This window comes from Pseudomonas sp. NY8896 (assembly GCF_039634505.1).
The window spans coordinates 1,727,019-1,751,462 of record NZ_CP132350.1 but is presented as its reverse complement, the minus strand read 5'-3'; the positions used below and the strand labels follow the sequence as shown (position 1 = coordinate 1,751,462).

The window sequence follows — 24,444 nt, the reverse complement described above, 5'->3', positions numbered from 1 at the left end:
TCTGAGACGACCCCACCTTGAGGAAATGCTGGCGGAACGCGGCATTTCGGTCGACCATACGACGATCTATCGCTGGGTCCAGTGCTACGCCCCGGAGATGGAGAAGCGGCTGCGCTGGTTCTGGCGGCGTGGCTTTGATCCGAGCTGGCGCCTGGATGAAACCTACGTCAAGGTGCGGGGCAAGTGGACCTACCTGTACCGGGCAGTCGACAAGCGGGGCGACACGATCGATTTCTACCTGTCGCCGACCCGCAGCGCCAAGGCAGCGAAGCGGTTCCTGGGCAAGGCCCTGCGAGGCCTGAAGCACTGGGAAAAGCCTGCCACGCTCAATACCGACAAAGCGCCGAGCTATGGTGCAGCGATCACCGAATTGAAGCGCGAAGGAAAGCTGGACCGGGAGACGGCCCACCGGCAGGTGAAGTATCTCAATAACGTGATCGAGGCCGATCACGGAAAGCTCAAGATACTGATCAAGCCGGTGCGCGGTTTCAAATCGATCCCCACGGCCTATGCCACGATCAAGGGATTCGAAGTCATGCGAGCCCTGCGCAAAGGACAGGCTCGCCCCTGGTGCCTGCAGCCCGGCATCAGGGGCGAGGTGCGCCTTGTGGAGAGAGCTTTTGGCATTGGGCCCTCGGCGCTGACGGAGGCCATGGGCATGCTCAACCACCATTTCGCAGCAGCCGCCTGATCGGCGCAGAGCGACAGCCTACCTCTGACTGCCGCCAATCTTTGCAACAGAGCCTCCGTCGCCATGCTCACCTCGCTTTGGTGCACACGAGTATTGAGCATAGTCGAGATTGGTGCAGATCACTTCTGATATTGAACTGTCAGGAGCTGGCTGCACAACAGCCATTACGCCCAATCAACTGGTGCAGTCGTCTTCTGAAAATGACACACGAGGTGTTTCTGCTCTGCATCGCCTTGTGGAAAAATAAGAGCGCTGGAGAAGGGAAATGAGATGACTTTTGAGGCATGACAAGAGAGCTTCTCAAAAGAGACTTGCTCCGAGCCAAGCACAAGACCTGCTGGAATTTCCGATGCCATCAATGGCTTGTCTACGACAAAATCCACGAAGGCAGGCTGATGTTGTCTAAGCTGCGAACTTGCGTTCGCTATAGCAGTTGCATTTCTTTCCCACTCTTTGGCAAAGCCTGCCTGCCAATTCGACTTCCTTATGCTCCGATTGCGCTCCTGATCTTCGTTTAATGCTTTTTTAGTGGTATCGAATTCGCGGTCGATGCGCGCACAACCTTCTTGATAGTCCGCAATTGCCTTGTGTAGCTTGGAAATTACGCTCTGAATATCCTTCGCGCTTCGACTCATTGATTCCACCCACTGTCTTTGAACTGCAGCTCGCGCGCATCATTCAAGGTTCGATCAATGGCGAACGCTTGCTGCTTGAAAGCAGCATTGAGAATGCGGAGTGAATCGACTTCCTTGAGAATCGGATCAAGTACATCGGCAACAATGGATGCGCCGAACGTATCACGCACTCCCTCGCGAAATTTTCCAGTACACATCGCAGTCATTCCAAAGGCCTCATCAAACATTAGCTTCCTCCTCTTCCATATCACCATCGATTGGAAGTTCGAGAACATAGTCGTCAGCTACCGAGAGCTTTGGAAATAGGGGGGCGCAAATAGTCCCAGGCAAAAGGTAGCTCGATTCGAACTCGGGGTTCTTGACCCTGATTTCGTTTAGAAATGCGCGCCACTCTTGCTCGGACAACTCAATCGATCTGCAATTAACTGTCAGCTCCAAGAGGCGTGTGGTGGACGCATCCACGCCATCCATATCTCCGACATTGACTGCACGCAGGAGGACGTCAACTTCAGCTCGAACTTGCGCGAGAAGGTCATGGCTAATAATTGCGAAACGTATTTTCATGGTTGCTCCTCCTCGTTTTGGCGGATGAAATCAAGACAGGACTGATCTATTTCATTTTTCCTTGGCAACATTCCCACCATCGGTGAGCCAGCTTCGCGCAGGGCATCGCGCAGTTCTTTCTGTTTTTCTTCTGGCAAATCGTGGATGTCTCGTGAGCAAAGAGTGCATTGCGCGTCTGCTTGCTTGTGCCCTTCGGCCTGAAAAATCATGTGATCTTTCTGCGAATAGAGGTATTCCGCCTTGCCGCATTTCACTTCGAATGCCATCGAGCCTCCCACAGGAGCCCCCATGCCCTCACCACGCCCCAGAATGACCGGAACCCGCAAGTCAGTGACTATCAAATCTGTTTTTGTGTAGCGTCCGTTATCGCCCACAAAGGTTCGCCCTTGCGTCTCGATCCGGCCGCCAAGTGGCGCAAGTGCGTGCCGAACTATCTGCTCCCCGAATTCACCGCTCAGGTGTATCCGTGCCTTACGTGCGACGATGTTTCGCTCTGCATCACCCTTGGCGGCTACCCATTGGTTCCGAAATTTATCGACCTGCTTGCGATACGCTGGATCACGGTCGTAAAGATATTCCTGAAGCAATCGTCTCTGCTCTGACGATAGGTTCATGCGGTCTCGCAACATATCCGGAGTCACAGGGCGGCCATCTTTGGCAGGGTCCCATTTCAACCATGCATGGAATTGCGCAGCGGACGGGTTTGTCGCGAGATAGGCATCCAGTGCCTGTTGCGCGGATATCAAGCGCGCAGTGCCAACTTCAATCGCCTGACCGACAGTTGCCAAGTGCGTATTGCATGCTTGTAGGGCCTGCTCCAGGGCATGTTCGGCCATCGCCTGGGCCTGCTTCGCAAGATCCATGCGCTGCTCCATGGAGATGCGATCTCCTGTCGCCACCTCAAGCTCTGCTCTTGCTTGTTCCAGCATGCTCTGAGCCTGCTCAACAGCGGTTTCTGCTTCGGTGACGGCAGAGTCCTCGCCGGAGCAGTCTGGGCAACGTCCATCGTCATCGTGCGGCTGAGCAAGGCAAGTAGATAGCGAAGACTGGGCGGAAGAAAGCGAGCTCTGACTGCTATCAAGCGCTTGTTCAGCGCCATCGACATTTTGCGTGGCGGCTTGCTCCTGCTCGATGGCGCTTTCCAACATGCTTGCGCTGCTCTGCGCTTCTTCACGAGCCTCTGCACATTTCTGCTCCGCAACAGCAATTTGTTCGCGACATGCGGCCTCTAGCGCCTCGCGCACTGACTGCAGCTCGCGCACGAGGTCTTCCAGATTCTCCACTTGCCCAATTGAAACTTGTGCCACTGCGACCTCGCTGCCCTTAGCTTTGCAAATAATCTCGCAGGCGCGACGCGAGCGCTGCCAGATATGGAACCTGCTCGGACGCGTTGTCGTTGAAGTGCTGCAACTGCTGAACGAGCGCGTTGTAATCCTCCTCAAATCGCGCCCGCTTTTCGTCTTGCCAGGTGTCTCCGAGTGAAGCAAAGGCACCGTTAAGGTTGCCTACTGCATCGTTGAGCGAATCGACAAACTGTTGTAACGAATAGGCGAAGCGCTCTAGCTCTTCTGGATCGCCAATTGCTTGCGCCATTACCAATACCCTCCATCTTCTGTCGAAGAACTTTGTGTCGCAGAGTTCTGTTTATCCTGACGTGCTTCGATTGTGGCGGGCTGGATGTCAATGGCGCTCGCTTCAGGCACATTGTTTGGCGTCTGTGACTTCGTGCGGATGGTCACCGACATGGTGACAAACTTGAAGAAGTCACGTAGCTGCTTGGCATTCTCTGCGTAGAAGAGGCGATTAGAGGTGCCTTCGATAAATTTCCCAAGTACTGCCTCGTCAGCATCAGCGCCTATCGCCATTGCCAAACGGTCACATTTTGCAGAGCGACCATCGCTAATGAATGCGTTCAGAGGCTTTTCCCACGCATCATTCGGCCCGCCATCAGAAACCAATACGACCGTCGGACGATACGCACGCGAAGGGACGACATCTTTGTCCTCGATCATCGCTTTGGCCATTTGCAATGCCGTGCCAAGCGGGGTCATGCCGCCAGCAGAAAGATCCTGCCAATGAATATCGCTGGCGCTGGCAAGCGGCTGATGCAGCACTACCTGAGAGCCGAAAGTGATGATCGCCACATGGATTTCAGTTTCACCGTTCTCGGTGTCGCTGAACGTATCCAACATATCGCGAACAGCATCATTCACATTGCGGATTTTTTCTCCACTCATGCTGCCGCTGACATCGAGCAGGAGAATTACCGGCAGTGGTTTGGCTTTCGGCGCGGTAAATTTCGACGGATCGAATGGGGTGTTGCTCATAGACAGGACTCCTTGAAATTAGAGAAATGATTTCCTAGACCCGCGTGACGAGGCGCTCGCATAGAACCACCCCGATTTGCGCGATATTCTTGGCAATTTGATGCTTGCACTTGCGGCGACCTGTCGGGCGTGGAACTTCTCGCCCGGCCGAGCCTTTAGGTAATCGACAACCACCTTCACCAAATTCAGCTTCATCGCTTTTTCCCCTCCGTCACAGGCGCGCCCCAGCCTGCGGTGGTACCTTCAGTGGCACCGCAGCCGGGTGATACGTCGAGTCAAAGACCATATCGGTCAGCCAGCGCTTGAAGCTGGGGTTATCGCTGAACTGTTTGAACAGCTCCGTTGTGGTCGGAGATCAGCTCCAGCACCACGCGATTCAGCGCCTTGTCGTGCTCCAGCTTCGCGTTCTGCTTGTCGGAGTTGGCCTGTGCGTTCTGGTAGGCCTTGTCCTGCGCCACGCGCGCCGGAATTTCCTCGGTGATGACCTTTCGAATCTTGTCGCCGTCCTTCCACTCGATGTTGCCGAACATATCGTTGAAGGCCTTGATGATGTTCGATAGCTTGTCGATATCGGGCGTGCCGCCACCTCCGCCACCACCGGGCGGGGGCGGTTCGATGAAGGCGTCGGCATTGTCCATCGACATCTTCAGCGATGCCTGTGCCTCCACGCGGTAGCTGTCCATGTCGATGGCTTCCAGCACTCCCTTGGAGAGGTCTTCCTCCTTCGGCGCGGGGAGCTTCGGAATCAGGAAGTTCAGGAAGATCGCCAGCTTTTCCCAGGCCGGGTGACCGTAAGTCAGGATCGCCGCGAGGAAGCCATAGCTGCGCACGAAGGACTTGGCCTTGCCCTTGAACTCGACTTGGCCGTCTTCGTCCAATTTGTCGATGTACTCGGCCACGCAGGCATCGAGGATGGGGTCTAGCTTGTCGCGGTCTGCGCCTGTGACGTAGAGCGCCACCAAATCCTCAACCTGCTGCCAGCTGTACACCTGCTTCGCATCGAGGTCGTTTTTCAGGTCGTGCAGCTTGTTGGCGTCGGTTTCGCCGGTCTGGATCGTGGCGCGGTAGTAGTCCTGGAAGGCCACCTTCACCGGCTCGGCGTTGTCGGCAAAGTCGAGCACGAAGGTGTCGCGCTTCTGCGGGTGTGCCCGATTCAGCCTTGAGAGCGTCTGCACCGCCAGCACGCCCGCCAGCGGCTTGTCCACGTACATCGTGTGCAGCAGCGGCTCGTCGAAACCCGTGACGAACTTGTTGGCGACGATCAGGAAGCGATACGGGTCTTGTTTGAGCTTGGACGGAATGTCCTTGCTCGGGAAGTCGTTGAGGTCGGCCTCGGTCTTCTTCACCCCGCCAATCTCGAAGTCGCCCGAATACGCCACGATGGCCTTGAATGGACTCTTGATCGTGGCGAGGTAATCCGACACCTCGCGCCAGTAGTCGATGGCCCGCGCGATGCCGTTGCAGACAATCATGGCCCGTGCCTTGCCGCCGATCTTGTGCTTGCCCGCCACCTGCGCGTTGAAGTGATCGACCATGATCTCGGCCTTCTTGCGGATTGCCTTGTCGTGGGATTCGACGTAGTGGCGAATCTTCTTCAGCGCCTTCACCTTGTCGAAATCCGGGTCGTCCTCCACCGTCTTGGCGACGTGATAGAAGCTGTCCACCGAGGTGTAGTTCGCAATCACGTCGAGGATGAAACCCTCCTGGATCGCCTGCTTGGTGGTGTAGGTCAACTCCTCCGGCGAACGGTAGCGCGCTTCGCTGCCCTCCACGTAGCGCTCGCCGAACAACTCCAGCGTCCGGTTTTTCGGCGTGGCCGTGAAAGCGAAGTAGCTGGCGTTCGCCAGCATCTTGCGCGACTCGATCAGCTTGTTGACAGCGTCCTCAACGGATTCGTCGTCATCCTCATCGTCGCCAGCAGCGCCAGACAGGGCCATGTGCATCTTGGCCGTGGTCTTGCCGCCCTGGCTGGAATGCGCCTCGTCGATCAGCAGAGCGAATTTCTTGTCCCCGAGGTCGCCCAGCTCATCGAGGATGAACGGGAACTTCTGCACCGTCGTCACGATGATCTTCTTGCCCTTGCGCAGGAAGGTGCGCAACTCGGCAGCGTCCTCGGAATGGCCGAAGATCGACGCCACGTGGTCGTAGCTCTTGATGGTGCGGGCGATCTGGGTATCCAGCGCGCGCCGGTCGGTGATGACAATGACCGAATCGAACTGGGCCAGCATCGCATCGGCAGCGGTCTTGAGCTCCACCAACTGATGGGCCAGCCACGCAATGGTGTTGCTCTTGCCGCTGCCCGCCGAGTGCTGAATCAGATAGCGCTTGCCGACCCCGTCCTCGCGGGAGCGGTGCAGTAAGGCGCGGACGGTACGTAGTTGGTGAAAACGCGGGAACACCTGCTTGCGCCGCTTCTTGCCCTTTTCGTCTTCCTCGTCCACCACCTGCGTGAAGTTCTCGATGATGTTGGCCAGCGAGTCCTTCTGCAGCACCTGCTTCCACAGGTAATCGGTTTTCAGGCCGTGCGGGTTCGGCGGATTGCCCGCACCGCTGTTCCAGCCCTGGTTGAACGGCAAGAACCACGAGGTCTTGCCGGTGAGATGCGGGCAAAACCGCACCTCGGCATCGTCCACCGCCATGTGCGCCACGCAGCGCCCCAACTGGAACAGCAACTCGGCTGGATTGCGGTCGGTCTGGTACTGGGTGATGGCGTCGGCCACGGTTTGCTTGGTCAGCGAGTTCTTCAACTCGAAGGTCAGCACCGGCAGGCCGTTAATGAAGATGGCCATGTCCAGCGAACGCTGCGATTCGTCATTGCTGTAGCGCAACTGGCGGGTGACGCTGAAAATGTTCTTGCCAAAGTTCTCGGCGGCACTGACGTTGCCCGGCGTCGGCAGCAGCTTGTACAGATCGACGTGAACCGGGCCGTGGCCCACGCCCTTGCGCAGCACATCCACCACGCCGCGCTTGGCGATCTCGCCCTGGATGCGGTGCAGGAACTGCGTGCGCTTGATGCCCTCGCTGGCCAGCTCCAGTGTTTCGACCGCCTTGGGCTGGGTGGCCTGCAGAAACGCCAGCAACTGCACCACATCCACCGCCACGTCGCGGTTGTAGTCCGCCGCCCGGCCAAGCACGTAGCCGCCGGGTGCGTACACGGCCTGTGCATCTGCCGCCGTGTTGGTCGCGACTGACGGGTGCTCGCTGATACCCGCCAAATGGCGCACGATCAACTGCTCCAGCGCTCTTTCGCTGGTGTCGGTGGGTTTCATTCGGTGGCTCCCTTTGTCTCGTTCGGCAACAGGCCTCGCACTGCGCGTTCGCGCGCCAGCTCCACCGCGCGATGCAACTGGGCCTGCAATACCTGCATATCCGGGATGTGCGCCAGGTATTCCGCCACGCGGATATTGGACGCTTCCATGTCCAGCAATTTCACCTGCTCGGCGTCCTTGCTGGCGCACAAAATCAGGCCGATGGGCGGCTCCTCGCCCGCCGCGCGGTCGTACTGGTCGAGCCAGCGCAGGTACAGCTCCATCTGCCCCTTGTGCGCGGGCTGAAACTTCTCCAGCTTCAACTCCACCGCGACCAGGCGTTTGAGATGACGGTGATAGAACAGCAGGTCAAGGTAGAAGTCGTCCGCGCCGACGCTGATGCGCTTTTGCCGCGCCACGAAGGTGAAGCCCACGCCCAGCTCCAGCAGGAAGCGCTCCATCTCACGCAGGATGGCGTCTTCCAGATCGCGCTCGCTGAAGTCGTGCGGCAGGCCCAGGAAGTCCAGCATGTAGGGGTCGCGGAACACCAGCTCGGGCGTCATCTGGCCGCCGTCGCGAAGGTGGCTGATTTCCGCCTTCACCACGGCTTCGGGCTGCTTGGCGATGGCCGTGCGCAGGTACAACTGGCTGCCGATGCGCTCGCGTAGAGTGCGCACGCTCCAGCGCTCCACGCGGCATAGCTCGGCGTAGTATTCGCGCTCCAACGGCTGCTTGAGCGGCAAAATTTCGATGAAGTGGCTCCAGCTCAATTGTTGCGACAGCGTCGCAACAATTGCCTCGTCCGGGAACGCCTCTGAGAACTTGATCATGCGCGCCAGATTGCGTGCACTGAAGCCGCGCCCGTAATCACGCACCAATTTTGCCGACAGTGTCGGCAAAATCTCCTCGCCGTACTCGGCGCGACCGTTGCGCAGCACCTCGTGGCGGATACGCTGGCCTACATGCCAGTGCAGCACCGTCAGCGTGGCATTGGCGGTCTGCGCGACGTGCTGGCGGGCGGACTCGATCAGGCCGCGCAGTTCGGTGAGCAGGCTGCCTCCAGCCAAGGCGGGCTCAGTGTTCTTCGCCATCCTCGTCCTCCCCGTCGGTATCCATGTCTTCGTCGCCACCCAGTGCGGCCAAGTCTTCCTCGGCCACCCCATCATCCGGGCCCGGCACCCAGCCGCGCACGTCCACTTGGCCGGTGACGACATCGGCAATCTGCCGGTCGCGGTATTCGCGGATCAGTTTGATTTCTTCCTCTGCACGAGCGATGGCCTCGTCGAGTGGCTGGCACTCGTCGTCGATCCGCTTGCAGATGACCTTTTGTTCTTCGACAGGTGGCAGCGCAATGACAGCGTTCTTTACATCGTGCTTGCCGAGTGCGAAGCGCGTGACGCCTGTAGCGAGAACGTGAAATTGCTGCGCAATCCGCGCCGAGCCAATGGCGCGAAACAGGAACTCGCCTAGGACACGATCCGGTTCCGGTCGTAGCAAGCCGAGGTGATAGGCACACACCACGCCGGGCAAGCTTTTCGGCACCCACGCTGGTACGGCAATGTCGTTCGGTGTCTCAGAGTCCTTAGTGATGATGACGTCGCCAGCTTTCAGCGTGAGGCGGGCAATTTCCGCCGAAGTCGCTGTAGCGCGCATCAGATCCATATCGCCAGTAATGCGGTCGTTCTTGTAGACATCGGTGTAGTTGCACAGGCGAATCGGCGTTTCGTCATCGTGAGAATGTTTGTCCACGCCGCTAAAACGCACGTCTGCGATGTGCTTGAGAAATGCGACTTCCCAATGCTTTGGCACATCCCCCAGCCACTCGATGCCGGACGGCTTCAACGCGACCGAGGCATCGAGGCCGCGCGTGACGGCGTGGTCGATGATGCGCAGCTTCTGTTCGGTGAGCAGGCGGATGAGATCGCGCTTGGCCTTGATGAGCCGGGCGATGTGGCCGTCCTGCACGCGCAGGTAGGCGACGATCTGGTCTTGCTCGGGGCGGGGTGGAACCAAGGACGGCATTTGCTTGAACTCGTCCCAATAGAGCCGGTTGCGATCAGCCACGATGCCGCGTGAGAACTTGTTCACTTCGCGCATGTAAGCATCGGTGCGGAACAAGTAGCTGTAGTAGGCGCTGTTGGCCTCCTCGAAGGGTTTGACCACCACGTAGGCGGGGCTGACCAACCCGTCAACCGGGGCGGGACCGAGTGCGCCTTGCCACATCCGCATCATGTTGTAGGCGATGTCACCCTTGGCGGCGCGCTTGTACTTCTCCTTCTGGCTCATCACCTGTTTGCGCTTGAGGTTTTCCATGTCACGCACACGCACGCCCGTACGCAGGGACACCTCCAGAATCGGCAGCTCGGGGAAGCCGGTCTGCACCCGGTGCGCGAACAAACGACCGTTGCGCAGCACACTCCAGCCCTGTGGCACCTTGGGAGCCCAAGGCAATCCCGACTCTTGGTACGCGGGATACCTTGCCTGCACTCCCATCACGCCGCCCCCACGATCTTGTGCAGCAGACCGTCGGTCTGCTCTTCCAGCTTCAGAATGTCGGCACGAATCTGCTCCAGCGTGCGCAGCGGGGTCGGCTTGTAGAAGTAGCGGGCGAACGAGATCTCGTAGCCGATCTTGGTGGCGTCCATCGCGATCCACGCATCCGGCGCGTGGGGCAGCACCTCGCGCACAAAGAAGGCCTCGATGCCGCCGGCTTCCTTGAGCGGCACCTGTTCGGTGTCGCGCAGGTCGGTGTCGGCCTCGTACTCGACCATGAAGCGATCCTTGCCCACGGTCTGCAGGTACGCCCCGTCGTAGCCGGGTTCGAAATGGTCGCCCGCCTTGAGCTTGCTGCGCTTGGCAATGACCGGCGGTGCCGACTCGTCGCGCCAGCTCACCGCCTTGTAAATGGCCTTCTTTTCGGGCGCGCCCAGCTTCTTGCCGTGCGCCTTCATCGTGGCGTCAAAGCGCGTGCGGAATTCGTTGTGGTCGTCAAACACGCCTTCGCCCAGTTCCTGCTGCGCCAGCTTGGCCGTTTCCAGCAGGGACTTGTCGCGCAGCCAGGTCGCGGGGTCGAGCAGCTTCTTACGCCGCTTCTCCGGCACGGCCTTCTTGGTGATCTTGGCGTCTTCGTCATCCGACTCATCATCGGCATCGTCGTCGCCATCGTCACCTTTCAGCCACGCTTCGATTTCGGGCTTGAGCTTGGCGAATTCGGTGTACAGCTTGTCGCCGTGCTTGGCGTACATCTCGCTGCGCAGCGCCTCGTCACCGGTGGCAAAGCGCAGGCTTTCGATGGCGTTGCGTTTGAGTTGGCTCTTGAGGCGCAGCGGGCGATCAACTGTGATCTTCCAGTAGCCGAAGTCGGCGTTGTCGAACCACTTGCACTCAGGTGTTGCCTTCGCGGCCTCGGCATCGGTGGGCGGCTCGTCGAGGTAGTGCTTGAGGATGCGGTCAATATCCGCATCCGCCAGTTCGCAGTTCTTCTTGCCGAGGTTGCGCCGCATCGGCTGGAACCACTGCGAGGCGTCGATCAGTTGCACCTTGCCCCTGCGATGCGCGGCCTTCTTGTTGGCCAGCACCCAGATGTAGGTGGCGATGCCAGTGTTGTAGAAGATGTTGAGCGGCAGGGCGATGATGGCTTCGAGCCAGTCGTTCTCCAGCACCCAGCGGCGGATGTTGCTCTCGCCCTGGCCCGCGTCGCCGGTAAACAGCGCCGAGCCGTTATGCACCAGCGCGATGCGACTGCCCAGCGGCGTGTTGTGCTTCATCTTCTGCAGCTTGTTCACCAGGAACATCAACTGCCCGTCGCTGGAACGGGTGATGAGCTTGAATTCGGCATAGCCGCCGTGGTTGACGATGAAGCGCGGGTCGCTGAATTCCTTCTTGCCGCCCATCCGGTCGAGATCGGTCTTCCAGCTCTTGCCGTAGGGCGGGTTGGAGATCATGAAGTCGAACTCGCGTGAGCGGAACTGATCGGCCGACAGCGTGGACTTGTCCGCGCCGCCGACGATGTTCTCGGCCTCGTCGCCTTCGCCCTTGAGCAGCAAGTCGGCCTTGCAGATGGCGTAGGTTTCGGGGTTGATTTCCTGCCCGAACAGGTGAATCGAGACTTCCTTGTCGTGGCTCGCGGCCAGTTCCTGAAGCGCCTCGTCCGCCACGGTGAGCATGCCGCCAGTGCCGCAACTGCCGTCATACAGCAGGTAGGTGCCGGACTGGATCTGGTCGGCCACCGGCAGGAACAGCAGCTTGGCCATGAGGTTGACCACGTCGCGCGGGGTGAAGTGTTCGCCAGCCTCTTCGTTGTTCTCTTCGTTGAAGCGGCGGATCAACTCCTCGAACACGGTGCCCATGCCGTGGTTGTCAAGTGCGGGCAGCTTGATGCGGCCATCGGCATCCTTGACTGGCAAGGGCGAGATGTTGACCTCGGGGTCGAGGAAGTCGTTGATTAGATGGCCGAGGATGTCAGCCTCAACCATCGTCTGGATTTGGTCACGAAACTTGAATTTCGCCAGGATGTCCTGAACGTTGGGCGAGAAGCCGTTCAGGTAATCAACGAAGTTGTCGCGCAAACGCTGCCCCTGCCCACTGGCGGTGAGCGTCGCGAGGGTGAACTCTGACGTGTTGTAGAAGGCCTGCCCCGCCGCCATCCGCAGCGCTCCGTCCTGTTCGGCCACCTTGTGCGTGTCGAGAAACCTCTTGCGCTCCAGCACCGCCTGCTTGGTGGATTCCAGCACGGCGTCGAGCCGCCGCAGCACGGTAAAGGGGAGGATCACGTCACGGTACTTGCCGCGCACGTACACGTCGCGCAGGCGGTCGTCAGCAATGTTCCAGATGAAGTCGGCGACCCACTTCAGGTTGCTTTGGTCTTGTTGTTTTACGGGTTTCATCAAACCTGCCCTTGCATCGCTGTTGTGGTGTCAGCCGTTTTGCTGACTGAATCGGTTGGTGGCACGGCAAGGTTCCAGTGCTTTTCGAGCACACCGACGAGGCGCTTCTGCCGATCAATCAGCAGTGCCGGTGTCCACGTGTTTTCTGACCGAACTTCCTGCGTCAGCACGAAGGGTGATGCGGTGCCCTTGCCTCTGAAGTAGGCGTCCTTCTTCTTGGCAAAGTCGTAGTTGCTGGCGGACGAGTTCTTGTTCCTGTCCAGCGGAACCAGGTTGGCGAGGCGGTGCATCCAGCCATCGCGCTCGTCCTTGTCGGGGAACCACTGGAGCCAGTCCGAACCGTCGGACGGTGTTTGTGGCAGGACGTGTTCCAACGACACGGCATTCTGGAACTGCACGCCGGGGGCGCGCACCAAGGATTCAAGGCGCAAGACCAGCGCCATGCGTGCCTTGGGCAGATCGTCATAGATGTCCCCATCGAGTGCCGCGATGAACTTGCGCTTTTGCGCGTCAGTCAGAGCCAGCGTGGTGAGATCGGCCAAATCTCCCTTGAAAGTCTCCGGTTCGACTTCCTTGGTGAGCGCGGCGTAGGTTTCGATGCGCTCGTTGATGCCTACCTTGGTGACCAGCAGGAAATAGGTGAGGCGTTCCAGTGACGCGAAGAATTCCGCGAGCAGCGCGGGCTTTTGCCGGAAGCGCTTGAAATACACCAGCGCCGGGGGCACCCAGTCCTTGAAGTCCACGCGGCTGAGCCAGGACAGGTGCTGGTTGATCGTCTCGGCGTGCTCGGTGGCTTCGAAGTCTGCATCGCGCACGAAGTCCCACACTTCGGCGTAGGGCTTGATGACCTTGTCGACCAAGTCGATGGGAGCCTTGTACTCGGTGACGTGCTCCTGGAATTCCTTGACCAGCGTGGCCCGCTGCTTCTGCTTGGCGTAAATGGTGCGGATGTGGCCGAACAGGTCGCCAAAGGCGTCGCGGCCCAGGGCAGTCTCGATGCGGCTCCACTCTTTGGCGTAGGCACGGCTCTTGACGTCGCCTGCCGTAGTGCGGATCAGGCCCAGCACCTGCGCCTTGATGATGTCGATGGGCGCGAGATCGAGCCCCCGGTTGTTGAGCACCGAAAAGATGCGGTACGCGGCTTCGAGGTCGGGCGTGGAGATGACGACCAGCGAGCAGTCGTTGGCGAGAAACTGCCACAGCGCGATCAAATCGGCGGGCGGCAGCGCCTTGGCCTTGCCGAGCAGCAGCGTGGCGTTTTCGCGGTAGCGCAGGCGGCTGTCCTCCAGCTTGGAGGTGCTGTCGACCAGCTGCGCGATGCCACCCGGCTCTTGAACGTTGACGCGGAAGAAGGCGGCATCTTCTTCACGGGCGGTCAGGCGGTATTCGTTCTTCTCGCCGAGGCTGACCTTGCCCTTCTTGTAGAGGAAGTCGGTGATGTCGTCGGCTGCGTGCGGCATGGCCTCACGCAGCACGGCGAACAGCATCGTCAACGTGGACAGACGCTGCTGGCCATCGACCACCGACGACTTCGGCTCCCGGTCGTTCTTGATCAGAACGATGCTGCCGAGGAAATATTGACTGGTCGCGCCGGAGATACGGGCGTCCTGCATGGCCGAGATCAGATCGTCGAACAACTCGCCCGCCTGCTCGGTTGTCCAGGCGTAAGGGCGCTGGTAGTCCGGGATCTCGAACTGGTAGCTGCCTTCGAAAATTTCGCGGATCAGCTTGTCGTGCGCTTCAAGTGTTTTGGCCATTGCGCTTGTTCTTTCCTATCGTTTCTTGGGGCTGCTCGGCGCTTGGTAGCCGGGAGCCAGCTTGGCGTTCTCTACGCCGTACAGCGCCAACGGGTCGCTGAGCCACAGCCGGTACTCGGGGCCGCGCAGGCTATGGTCGGGGGAGCAGTCCACACTCCATTTGCGCAGGATGTAGCCAGCCGTAGCGGCACGCAGCTTCATGTGCAACACGCCGCCTTGCATGCAGTAGTCCATTTCGGTGATTTCTGGCCGGGGCTGATCCGGGTGAGGAACCAGCTCCAGCTCGACGATCCGGGTCCACTGAATGTCCTGATCGCTCATCTCGTGGGGCGCCACGGGCTGCCCCTTGCGCACCACCGGGCGCTTGATGCGGGTGATGACGAAATCCCGGAACTCCTGCGATTTGCGGTCGAAGGCGCGGACGTGCCAGCGCAGGCCGTTGTCGATCAGCGCGAACGGGACGATCTCCCGCACGGTGCGGCCGCTGGAGATGGAGTGGTACTCGATGCCGAGCGGGCATTCGTAGTGGATGGCACGGGTCACGCTCGCCAGGATGTTCAGGTCAGGGTGGGTGAGCCGGGACGGGCTTTCGCTGGCCACCCAGGCTTTGATGTGCATCGGTTCACCGTCGCCAAAACCCTGCGTCAGCCACGACAACACCCGCTCGGGCGGGAAATCGAAGATTGGCTGGAAGCTCGGGCCGAGGACGTAGAACTTGCCTTTGCCGTCGTAGTCGATGTTGCCCGGAGCCAAGTCCTTGTACAGCGCCAGGTCCCTGGACGCAGCAGCGGACTGGATACCAAACCGCGCGACCAAATCCTGGCGGCGCATCTCCCCAATGAAGCGCACGCGCAACTCCACGAACGCGAGCCGGTCGCGCTGTGGCTGGGTTAGATCGGCAAGCTGTTCGTGGGGCATCCTGGTTGGCTCGTTCGGGTTAGCGAATGCTTATGCAGATTTCCGCCGAAAGTATATGGTCTGTGTAGAAAGACGTCTATAAATCTAAGTTGATTTGTTAGTGCGCTGCATTATGATAACCATTTTTGAGGCGCAAATGAGTGATCTCGCATGGACGAGTAGGTGATGAGTCCAGCGGAGCGCACCAGGAACGCCGTGGAATAGCGTGCATCCAGCAGGCTTCTGCGGACGAAAGCTGGTGCGAATAGAGCCTTGATAGGGAACAGGAGCACGGCCCATGGAACTGCGACACCTTCGCTGCTTTGTGGCTCTCGCAGAGGAGCTGCACTTCACTCGGGCCGCCGAGCGCCTTCATATCGAACAGCCACCATTGTCCCGCGCCATCAAGGAGCTTGAGGACGACCTGGGCGCGGTGCTCTTCGTGCGCAACCGCCGAGGTACGGTGCTTACCGAGGCTGGCGCGACTTTCCTGCAAGACGTGCGCAGGGTGTTCGCCGCGCTGAAACAGGCTCAGGAGAATGTCCGGGCGGTCGCGGCGGGGCTGAGCGGAAGCCTTCGCATCGCCGTGTCCGACGGCGCCATCGATCCCCGGCTGTCAGCCCTCCTGGCCCGTTGCCGTGAGGAAGAGCCGGAGATCGAGATTCGCCTGTCCGAAGTGCCGCTGGCCGAGCAGTTGCGCGGGTTGCGCTCGGGCGATTTCTCGATCGGGTTCGCGCACACGGCGGAGGTCGGCGATGACATCCTGACCGAGCCGCTCTGGCACGACTCGCTGGCGGTCGCGGTGCCCGCCAGACACCCATTGCTTTCACACAAGGCCGTTCCGCTGCATCAGCTTGCGAGCTACCCACTGGTCTTATGCGATCCGCAGATATGCGAAGGCTGCTACCGCGAACTGGTGCGGCTCCTGCGGCCGCTAGAGCGTGAGCCCGACGTTGTCGAGCATGTGTCTTCGCTGGACATGATGCTTACCCTGGTCGGTGCGGGCTACGGGGTAGGCTTCATCACGGCAACCAGGGTCGCGGCGAGCCCGCGCCCCGATGTGGTGATCCGTCCCCTGGCTATGGATTCCGCGATCATCACGACCTACTTGCTGCGACCTACCAGCGAGAGCATGCCGGTGTCGGTGGAGCGGTTCATCGCGCGCCTGCGCGAGCACTCGGGCGATTGATCGGGCAGTTCTTCGCAGGGAAAGTCTCGCCAATGATGTTCACTGGTGGTAAAATTTCGAGATACTTATGCTCGTCGCAACCCGTGAGAAGGCAAGCGTCATGAATGTTGGACAAGCCATTCGACTGTGCCGAACGCAACGGGGGGACTCTCAAAGCACCATTGCGAACCGAGCCAATTGTTCCGTGTCGTACTTGTCGATGCTTGAGAACAATAAGCGCGACCCGACACTTTCGACGGTCACCAGGATCGCCGAGGCATTGCATGTGCCTGTCGGCCTGCTGTTCGTTCTGGCTGCCGACTCGAATGAGCTGGGTGCGATCGACGAGCACGTCGCCGATCAATTGATGCAGTCTGCGCTGGCATCACTGGAAACATCGGCCAACATGACAGCGCAGGTGGGAGGTCACTATGGCTAATGCCGAACAACTCAAGGCGTTGGTGAAATCCCATATCGAGCGGGATGATCAGCACTTCTATTCTGTCGCCATGCAGGTCGCGGCCCGTGAAGCGAAGGTCGGTCACGGCAAGCTTGCCGAAGAACTGCGCGACATGATCGACGCGGCGAAAGCCCGTGTCTCACCGAATGGCACCGAGGGTAAGCTGGTGCCGTTGGCCCGTCCGCGCGGTGAGCTAGCGAACTTGCTGACGGTTTCCTATCCGAAGAATCGTCTGTCGGACATGGTGCTCGATGCGGAGATGGTCGAACAGCTTGGCCGCATCATGAAAGAGCAGAAGCACCATTTGCGCATCCGCGAGCATGGCCTGTCGCCGAGACGCAAGCTGCTGCTGGTCGGCCCGCCGGGTACCGGCAAGACGATGACGGCCTCCGTACTGGCTGGTGAGCTTGGTATCCCGTTGTTTGCCGTTCGACTGGATGCCTTGATCACCAAGTTCATGGGCGAGACCGCCGCCAAGTTGCGCCAAATATTCGATGCCATCAATGATGTGAGAGGCGTTTACTTCTTTGACGAGTTCGACGCCATCGGCTCACAAAGAGGACTGGCCAACGATGTGGGAGAGATTCGGCGAGTACTGAACAGCTTTCTGCAAATGATTGAGAGCGACCAATCCCATAGTTTGATCGTCGCGGCGACGAACCATGCGGAGATCCTTGACTACGCACTGTTTCGCCGGTTTGATGACGTGATCGAGTATCGGCTTCCAAGCGCGCCGCAGGCTGCCAAGCTGATCCAGTCGCGACTCGGGAAGTTCGCGCCCAAGCCCTTTCCACTCAAGGCCATCACAGCCAAGGCGGACGGGTTGAGTTACGCGGAGATCAGACGCGCTGTGGATGAATCCATCAAAGAGGCAGTGATGCACGACGAGGAGCGCGTGAAGGCAGATGTGCTGAAACGCGCTTTCGATGAGCGCCGCAAATTCAGCCTCAGTATGAACAATAAGAAGGTCGCGCCGAACCATGCCGGATCAACCGCAAGCTAAACGCCCGCATTTCATTCTTCGAGATACATCCCAAGCCGTCGAATTCAAAGCGCACTCTGCTGGAGGTGGATCGACACGCAACGTGCCGACCTTGCCCCGGCAGCAGCACGGGGCATCCCTTCGCGGCCAGGTTGAAAACTTGAAGCCCGTAGCAGCAGAAGCGGCTCAAGGTCAGCGAGACCTGCAACTGGAAAGCGGATTGGGCTTACAAATCCAGTTTTCCAGCCAGCCTGATGTCGAGTTGGCGTTCGAGAGCTTGGCGAACGAAACCAAGAAGATTGAACTTCTCAGTGTTCGCCGCGAGGGCAATCAAACCTTCGCTAATGTCTTCGTCCCTGATGGAAAGCTGGCGCATTTTGAAAAATACATCTCCGACTATCTGGAGGAGAAGAAGGATAGTCGCGGTCAAGCACGCGATCACAGGAAGCTGTTGGATGCAATCGAATCCATTCGAGCAGCAGAAATCAGGGCTCTGTGGACTGACGTCCCCGAACTACTGCCTGACGATCTCGCTACCGCCTTCTGGTGGGAGGTATGGCTTCCGGTTCGAGGGGCGGGACAGCGGCAAGTCGTTGTAGGGGACTTCAAGAAGCTCGCCCGCTTGGCAGAATGTGTCGTCAGCGACAAACAGGTCAACTTCCCCGAGCGCACTGTGCTGCTGATGTACGGATCGCAGCAGCAGCTTTCTCGGTCAGTAATGACGCTGAATTGTGTTGCCGAACTTCGCTATGCCAAGGAAACCGCCGAATTCTTCGATGGCATGGATGTGGGTGAGCAACGTGAATGGGCGGACGATTTGCTGCGTCGCGCCCAGTTGCCGCCGTCGGATGATGCAGCCCCCCGCGTATGTTTATTGGACTCCGGCGTGACGCGCACGCATCCGCTGCTGGAGCCTCTGATGGATGCGGGAGACCTGCATACGGTGGAGCCGGCATGGGGCGTGGAAGACGAGGCGAATCACGGCACAGGGCTGGCTGGCCTGGCGGCCTATGGCGATCTCACAGATATCCTTTCATCTGCTGACTCGATCAGCGTTCCGCATCGGTTGGAGTCGGTCAAGCTGGTGCCTACGGAAGGCGCCAACGAAGGCGATGCGCGTCACCATGCTTATCTTTTTACCGAAGGTGTCGCACGCCCTGAAATTTCAGCCCCGAATCGGACGCGCGTGTTTGCATCAGCAGTGACGGCTTCGGACTACCGTGATCGTGGCCGTCCTTCGTCATGGTCTGCTGCCGTCGATGGTCTTGCAGCAGATACCGATGGGGCGGGTGACAGTCCACGTCTGTTCGTGCTGTCCGCAGGCAACACGCGCGATCCCAATGCATGGGCCGGGTATCCCGATAGCCTCGCCACCAATCTTGTCCATGACCCCGGCCAGGCATGGAATGCCATCACGGTAGGGGCGTGCACTGACAAGATCGACACGGAAGGCCATCCTTCCTTGAATCACGTCGCAGAAGCCGGTGGCCTTAGCCCCTTTACCACAACGACCCGGACATGGGACCGAGCGTGGCCCTTGAAACCCGAAGTGGTGCTAGAAGGAGGCAATGCAGCCAAGGATGAGCTGGGTGCGGTAGGCATGGCCAGTCTGAACTTGCTGACGCCCCATAACCAGCCGCTGGATCGCTTGTTCACCACCAGCAACGCCACCAGTGCCGCATCTGCATTGTGTGCGGGAATGGCAGCTCAGATCATGGCAGCCTATCCGAACCTCCGGCCGGAAACCGTGCGTGCGTTGCTGGTGCATTCGGCACAATGGAGCGAGAGCATGCGCGGGATGTTCTTGCCCGCAGTGCCGAACAAGGACGATTATGTTCACCTGATTCGTCATTGCGGCTGGGGAGTCCCGGACTTGAACCGGGCGCTCTGGAGCGCGGGAGACTCGCTGACCCTACTGGTTGAAGACGTGGTACATCCTTATGCAAAGGTTCAGGGCAAGGGCATCGTAACGCGCGACATGAATCTGCACTCCTTGCCTTGGCCGAAGGATGAGTTGGAGGCACTGCAGGACACGCCCGTCGAGATGCGCATCACGCTCTCCTACTTCATCGAACCCAACCCTTCGGCGCGCGGTATCGCCTCGAAGTATCACTACCCTTCGCATCGTCTGCGATTCGATGTGCAGCGTCCGCTTGATGCATCCACCGAGAATTTTGTCGCACGGGTAAATGCGGCGGCCCAGCGCGAGGATGAGGGTGACCCTGTGAACCCATCCGACCCCAACTGGCTGTTGGGCGAACGGCAGCGGCATCGTGGTTCGCTGCACCAGGATGTCTGGAAGGGCACAGCGGCTGAATTGGCCAGCCGCGGATTCATTGCTGTCTATCCTTCGGCTGGATGGTGGCGGACACGACCTGCGCTGGAGCGCTATGGCCTGCCGGCGCGATATAGCTTGGTGGTATCCATTCAGACCCAGCAGATGGACGTTGATCTTTACGCTGCTGTTGCCCAGAAAATCCCTGCGGTTAACGTCGTTGCCGTGAATACGTAAGGAGCACACCGGCGTTCCGCCGCCGGGTTCACGGGCTGCGCCCTTTGCCTCGTGCCGAGTCGCTATGCCGAGCCTTGCGGCTCACTACCAGCGCTGAGGTTCCTTTCAGTCGCTGCCATCAACTCGCTGGCGCTTATCCCGAGTGCGGCAGCAATTTTCAGTATCAGGGGAAGCGTCGGCACATGCTCCCCGCGTTCGATTTTGCCCATGTGCGAACGCGATATTCCAGCCTGAAATGCAAAGTCGTCTTGAGCGACGCCTTGCGCGACGCGAGCGGCACGCACGGCCCGCCCGAAAGCTAATGCTGGTTCGGATTCATAGGTGGGTGTGCCAGGTGGACGACCTGGCTGAATAGTACGCTTCTGCATCGACAGAAGCGTCGAACAATCCTCTTAAATTAACCACGTTAAACATATAGACGTTAAAGTTCTCTCTTTACTATGATGCTGGTTTGCCCTTGACCTGCTTCGTCGCTTCTGTGGGTTCTCCATGGACAACATCACCAGCCAACCTGCCCACCTCAGGCTTGCGATAGCGCCAGGCGTATCGTCATCTCAGCTTTCGGCGCTGCTCGCGCTGCAACGTGCGCAAGAGCCAGAGGTCAGCATCGCGTTCCTTGAGGTTGCAGGCGACGAGTTGCTTGATGGACTCCGTGAAGGCCGCTATGACGTAGGGGTGTCGCTTCAAGGGTCGAGCGATCCGGCCATCCAAACCCAGCCTTTGTGGGTTGAGAGCATGGCCGTTGCGATACCGCTGCGGTTTCCCTTGCTGGATCAGGCATCGCTCACCGTCGCCGATCTACAGGACTACCCGATCTTTCGCTGGAGGGCTGAGGCTTGTTCTTCGCTGGATCATCGGCTGCTCTCGCTCTTGCCTGCTGACCAGCAGAATCTTCAGTACGTCACGTCTTTCGAGCTGATGGCGCTATGGGTTTCTGCCGGCTACGGCGTCGGGGTATCCGCGCAATCGCGCATCAAGCGCGCCCATGGATGGGGAATCAGCACGCGCCCCCTGGACGACGGCCCCTACGAAATCGTGACGCACCTGCATAGGCTCCAAGGGCAAGCGAACTCTGTTTCCGAGCGATTCGAGCGAAGGGCACTACAGATCGTAAAATCGGTCGCTTCCTGATCGCAGTGGCTGTCGGTGGCCGCCAGCGGAAGGCGGTGGATGTACGTCTTTCGCCAAGAGGGTCGGGGTGGTACACTTAGAGGCCATTTCTGGCTTGGGTAACCAGAAAAAATCGTTATTAATCAATGGGTTGGTTGCCTTGGGTGATTCCCATCACCCGCTCCACATCGCATTCCCGCATGGCGTTCCAGCAACGTCATCGCAGTCAAAAGGAGCCATGGCTCCTTTTTTCGTTTCTCCCCCTCTGCTTTGATCTGGCCCATGGCCATTTACCCGCCGATCCGCTTCAATGCGCAGCGGGCGTATGCGCGTGCAAGCGAAACGGCTTTTGGCGGATATGCTCAATGGATTCGTGAAACATTTCGAAAGGACAACGCATGTTTCTCTCCCGCTGGTTACCAGGCCTTGCCAACTTGCTGCATTACCGCCGCGAGTGGTTCCACGCCGACATGCAAGCTGGCCTGTCGGTAGCCGCGATCCAGATCCCCATTGCCATCGCCTACGCACAGATCGTCGGCCTGCCACCGCAATATGGCCTTTACGCCTGTGTGCTGCCGATGATGGTCTACGCGCTGATCGGCAGCTCACGCCAATTGATGGTCGGCCCCGACGCCGCTACCTGCGCGATGATTGCCGGCGCCGTGGCGCCGCTGGCCATGGGCGACCCGCAGCGGATTGCCGAGCTGTCAGTTATCGTCACGGTGCTGGTCGGGGTGATGTTGATCGCCGCAGGCTTGGCGCGGGCCGGTTTCATCGCCAGCTTCTTCTCGCGGCCAATCCTGATCGGGTACCTCAACGGTATCGGCCTCAGCCTGATCGCCGGCCAGTTGTCCAAGGTAGTGGGGTTCAAGATCGAGGGCGACGGCTTCATCCTCAGCCTGATCAACTTCTTCCAGCGCCTGGGCGAAATCCACTGGGTAACATTGATCATCGGCCTGGCCGCCCTGGGCTTGCTGATCTGGCTGCCACGTCGCTACCCGCGCCTGCCTGCAGCCCTCACGGTGGTGGCGCTGTTCATGCTGCTGGTCGGCCTGTTCGGCCTTGACCGCTTTGGCGTTGCCATCCTCGGTCCGGTGCCTGCCGGCATCCCGAAACTGGCCTGGCCGCACAGCAACCTGGCGGAAATGAAGAGCCTGCTGCGCGATGCCTTGGGTATCGCAACCGTCAGTTTCTGCAGCGCCATGCTCACTGCACGCAGCTTTGCCGCCCGGCATGGCTATGCGATCAATGCCAACCACGAATTCGTCGCCCTGGGTGTGAGTAACCTGGCGGCCGGTATTTCCCAGGGCTTTGCCATCAGCGGCGCCGACTCGCGCACCGCGGTCAACGACATGGTCGGTGGCAAAAGCCAGCTGGTGGGCATCATCGCTGCACTGGTGATTGCCCTGATCCTGCTGTTCTTCACCGCGCCCATGGCGTGGATCCCGCAAGCGGCGCTGGGCGCCGTGCTGCTGATGGCCGGCTGGGGGCTGATCGACATCAAGTCGCTGGGGCGTATCCGACGCCTAAGCCGCTTCGAGTTCTGGCTGTGCCTGCTGACCACGGCGGGAGTGCTGGGCCTGGGCGTGCTGCCCGGCATCGTGTTTGCCGTGACCCTGGCGATCCTGCGCCTGCTCTACAGCATCTATCAGCCCACCGATGCCGTGCTGGGCTGGCTGCCGGGCACCGAAGGCCAGGTCGACATCCGCAAATTCAAGGACGCGCGCACCGTGCCTGGCCTGGTGGTGTACCGCTTCGACGACGCCATCCTGTTCTTCAACGCCGACTACTTCAAGATGCGCCTGCTAGAAGCCGTGCAAAGCCAAAACCAGCCAAAGGCCGTGCTGTTCGATGCCGAAGCCGTCACCAGCATCGATGTCAGCGGCATCGCCGCCCTGCGCGAAGTGCGCGACACCTTGGCCGCCCAGGGCATTTTCTTCGCCATCGCGCGCGCGCGGGGTACCTTCCTGCGCATGCTGGTGCGCTCGGGGATGGCGCGGGAGATGGAAGACAAACTGCTGTTCGGCTCGGTGCGGGCAGGCATTCGGGCGTATCGGGTTTGGCGCAACAGAAATCGAAGTGTGCAAACAGCTGAACAGCGCTGACGGGAACTGGACAGCGGCTCTCGAGAACCTCGCTCGACATGCTAAAGTCGCCCCGTTCCCCGCTCCACCCAACGGACCCCAGCATGCCCGCACTCGACGCCACCCTCACCTCCTGGCCAGCACTCGCCGCCCGCCACCCCTGCGACGCCCTGCTGCTGGGCAACGGCGCCAGCCGCGCAGTGTGGAAACCGTTCGGCTACTTCTCGCTGTTCGAGGAAGCGCAACGCGCCGGCCGCAAGAAAGGCCTGGCGGTCAGCGACCAGGCATTGTTCAAATCCTTGGGCACGGAGCTGTTCGAGCCCGTACTCAGCACCCTCAACATCACAGTACGCGCCAACGCCGCACTGGCCATCAACTCCACCGCGCCGCTGAACCGCTACTACTCGATCAAGGAAGCGCTGATCCACGCCGTGCGTACCGTGCACCTGCCCTGGCCACTGATGCCTGCCACCACCCTGGCCGCGCTCAACCAGGCCCTGCGCGGCTACCGCAGCGTCTACACCAGCAACTACGACCTGCTGCTGCCGTGGGCCGTGCAATACGCCCCGCAGGGCTTCGCCGAACTGTTCGACGAGCAAGGCTACTTCGACGTGCGCCGCACCCGCAGCGAAGGCACCCGCGTGCTGCACCTGCATGGCGGCCTGCACCTGCTCAAGCTGCCCGACGGCACCACCCGCCAACGCAGCGCCGAAAGCGCCGAGCTGCTCGATGGGTTTGCCGTGAACATCCCAGGTGAAGTACCGCTGTTCGTCAACGAAGACCGCAGCGACGAGAAACTGCGTGCCATCCGCCACTCGGACTACCTGAGCTGGTGCCTGGGGCAGCTGGCACGGGAAAGCCAGGGGCTATGCCTGTTCGGGCAGCATCTGGACAGCAGTGACCAGCACCTGCTCGACGCCATTCGCCTGGCTCGGCCGAAGCAGCTTTCGATTGCTATCCGGCCGTTGAGCGAGGCTTCGGTGATCAACCAGAAGCAGCATTTCGTGGATCGGTTCGCCGACTTGGTGAGTACCACGCTGCACTTCTTTGATGCCAGTACGCATCCGCTGGGGCAGGCGACATTGGCGATCGAGCCACCCTCTGCTCGACGCTGACACGTCCT

19 protein-coding genes and 2 pseudogenes are annotated in these 24,444 nt (G+C 59.8%); 8 read left to right on the top strand and 13 right to left on the bottom strand.

The window, feature by feature from the left end; all coding sequences use genetic code 11:
• Nucleotides 1–16 precede the first annotated feature (16 nt).
• Nucleotides 17–691, top strand: a pseudogene (locus tag Q9451_RS07810) (IS6-like element IS6100 family transposase); the annotation flags it as partial.
• A gap of 164 nt (nt 692–855) precedes the next feature.
• Here the strand turns inward: Q9451_RS07810 and Q9451_RS07805 are convergent.
• The 12 genes and pseudogenes from Q9451_RS07805 to Q9451_RS07750 form a co-directional block, all read right to left on the bottom strand.
• Complete coding sequence (locus Q9451_RS07805) at nt 856–1,326, bottom strand: hypothetical protein (protein ID WP_242409102.1); 471 nt, start codon at nt 1,324–1,326, stop codon at nt 856–858.
• Nucleotides 1,323–1,553, bottom strand: coding sequence for a hypothetical protein (locus Q9451_RS07800; RefSeq protein WP_033936272.1), 231 nt, complete (start codon nt 1,551–1,553; stop codon nt 1,323–1,325). Before Q9451_RS07800 ends, Q9451_RS07805 begins: the two co-directional genes overlap by 4 nt.
• Nucleotides 1,546–1,890 (bottom strand): hypothetical protein, encoded by a 345-nt coding sequence (locus Q9451_RS07795; RefSeq protein WP_026383939.1) that lies wholly within the window; start codon nt 1,888–1,890, stop codon nt 1,546–1,548. Before Q9451_RS07795 ends, Q9451_RS07800 begins: the two co-directional genes overlap by 8 nt.
• Nucleotides 1,887–3,152, bottom strand: a complete 1,266-nt coding sequence (locus Q9451_RS07790; protein WP_198580730.1) for a hypothetical protein — start codon at nt 3,150–3,152, stop codon at nt 1,887–1,889. Before Q9451_RS07790 ends, Q9451_RS07795 begins: the two co-directional genes overlap by 4 nt.
• Before the next feature lie 61 nt (nt 3,153–3,213).
• Nucleotides 3,214–3,483, bottom strand: a complete 270-nt coding sequence (locus Q9451_RS07785) for a WXG100 family type VII secretion target (RefSeq protein WP_026383941.1) — start codon at nt 3,481–3,483, stop codon at nt 3,214–3,216.
• On the bottom strand, nt 3,483–4,217 hold the full coding sequence (locus Q9451_RS07780; RefSeq protein WP_026383942.1) for a VWA domain-containing protein: 735 nt from the start codon (nt 4,215–4,217) through the stop codon (nt 3,483–3,485). Before Q9451_RS07780 ends, Q9451_RS07785 begins: the two co-directional genes overlap by 1 nt.
• 211 nt (nt 4,218–4,428) lie before the next feature.
• A pseudogene (locus Q9451_RS07775) lies at nt 4,429–7,486 on the bottom strand (type I restriction endonuclease subunit R).
• Nucleotides 7,483–8,556: a PDDEXK nuclease domain-containing protein gene (locus Q9451_RS07770; RefSeq protein ID WP_051429146.1), complete on the bottom strand. Its 1,074-nt coding sequence runs from the start codon at nt 8,554–8,556 to the stop codon at nt 7,483–7,485. Before Q9451_RS07770 ends, Q9451_RS07775 begins: the two are co-directional and overlap by 4 nt.
• Nucleotides 8,540–9,880: a restriction endonuclease subunit S gene (locus Q9451_RS07765; RefSeq protein WP_223724521.1), complete on the bottom strand. Its 1,341-nt coding sequence runs from the start codon at nt 9,878–9,880 to the stop codon at nt 8,540–8,542. Before Q9451_RS07765 ends, Q9451_RS07770 begins: the two co-directional genes overlap by 17 nt.
• A 77-nt stretch (nt 9,881–9,957) precedes the next feature.
• Complete coding sequence (locus Q9451_RS07760) at nt 9,958–12,351, bottom strand: class I SAM-dependent DNA methyltransferase (protein ID WP_026383946.1); 2,394 nt, start codon at nt 12,349–12,351, stop codon at nt 9,958–9,960.
• Nucleotides 12,351–14,108, bottom strand: coding sequence for a DUF262 domain-containing protein (locus tag Q9451_RS07755; protein ID WP_026383947.1), 1,758 nt, complete (start codon nt 14,106–14,108; stop codon nt 12,351–12,353). The genes Q9451_RS07760 and Q9451_RS07755 overlap by 1 nt, the downstream gene beginning before the upstream one ends.
• Nucleotides 14,109–14,123: 15 nt before the next feature.
• On the bottom strand, nt 14,124–15,026 hold the full coding sequence (locus Q9451_RS07750; RefSeq protein WP_026383948.1) for a WYL domain-containing protein: 903 nt from the start codon (nt 15,024–15,026) through the stop codon (nt 14,124–14,126).
• Nucleotides 15,027–15,303: 277 nt separating this feature from the next.
• Here Q9451_RS07750 and Q9451_RS07745 point away from each other — a divergent pair, with 277 nt between their 5' ends.
• From Q9451_RS07745 to Q9451_RS07730, 4 genes are all read left to right on the top strand, one after another.
• Nucleotides 15,304–16,194, top strand: a complete 891-nt coding sequence (locus Q9451_RS07745; RefSeq protein ID WP_026383949.1) for a LysR family transcriptional regulator — start codon at nt 15,304–15,306, stop codon at nt 16,192–16,194.
• Between the two features lie 67 nt (nt 16,195–16,261).
• Nucleotides 16,262–16,612, top strand: coding sequence for a helix-turn-helix transcriptional regulator (locus tag Q9451_RS07740; protein ID WP_196994086.1), 351 nt, complete (start codon nt 16,262–16,264; stop codon nt 16,610–16,612).
• On the top strand, nt 16,605–17,636 hold the full coding sequence (locus Q9451_RS07735; RefSeq protein ID WP_026383951.1) for an AAA family ATPase: 1,032 nt from the start codon (nt 16,605–16,607) through the stop codon (nt 17,634–17,636). The genes Q9451_RS07740 and Q9451_RS07735 overlap by 8 nt, the downstream gene beginning before the upstream one ends.
• Nucleotides 17,614–20,127 (top strand): S8 family peptidase, encoded by a 2,514-nt coding sequence (locus Q9451_RS07730; RefSeq protein ID WP_026383952.1) that lies wholly within the window; start codon nt 17,614–17,616, stop codon nt 20,125–20,127. Before Q9451_RS07735 ends, Q9451_RS07730 begins: the two co-directional genes overlap by 23 nt.
• Nucleotides 20,128–20,189: 62 nt before the next feature.
• Here Q9451_RS07730 and Q9451_RS07725 read toward each other — a convergent pair whose 3' ends face one another.
• On the bottom strand, nt 20,190–20,495 hold the full coding sequence (locus Q9451_RS07725; protein ID WP_079384800.1) for a helix-turn-helix transcriptional regulator: 306 nt from the start codon (nt 20,493–20,495) through the stop codon (nt 20,190–20,192).
• A gap of 121 nt (nt 20,496–20,616) precedes the next feature.
• Here Q9451_RS07725 and Q9451_RS07720 point away from each other — a divergent pair, with 121 nt between their 5' ends.
• The 3 genes from Q9451_RS07720 (at nt 20,617) to Q9451_RS07710 (ending at nt 24,436) form a co-directional block, all read left to right on the top strand.
• Nucleotides 20,617–21,258: a substrate-binding domain-containing protein gene (locus Q9451_RS07720; RefSeq protein ID WP_026383953.1), complete on the top strand. Its 642-nt coding sequence runs from the start codon at nt 20,617–20,619 to the stop codon at nt 21,256–21,258.
• A 377-nt stretch (nt 21,259–21,635) separates the two neighbouring features.
• Nucleotides 21,636–23,342: a SulP family inorganic anion transporter gene (locus Q9451_RS07715; RefSeq protein ID WP_012273954.1), complete on the top strand. Its 1,707-nt coding sequence runs from the start codon at nt 21,636–21,638 to the stop codon at nt 23,340–23,342.
• 83 nt (nt 23,343–23,425) lie between these two features.
• Nucleotides 23,426–24,436, top strand: coding sequence for a DUF4917 family protein (locus tag Q9451_RS07710; RefSeq protein ID WP_041166582.1), 1,011 nt, complete (start codon nt 23,426–23,428; stop codon nt 24,434–24,436).
• The last annotated feature ends 8 nt before the right edge of the window (nt 24,437–24,444 follow it).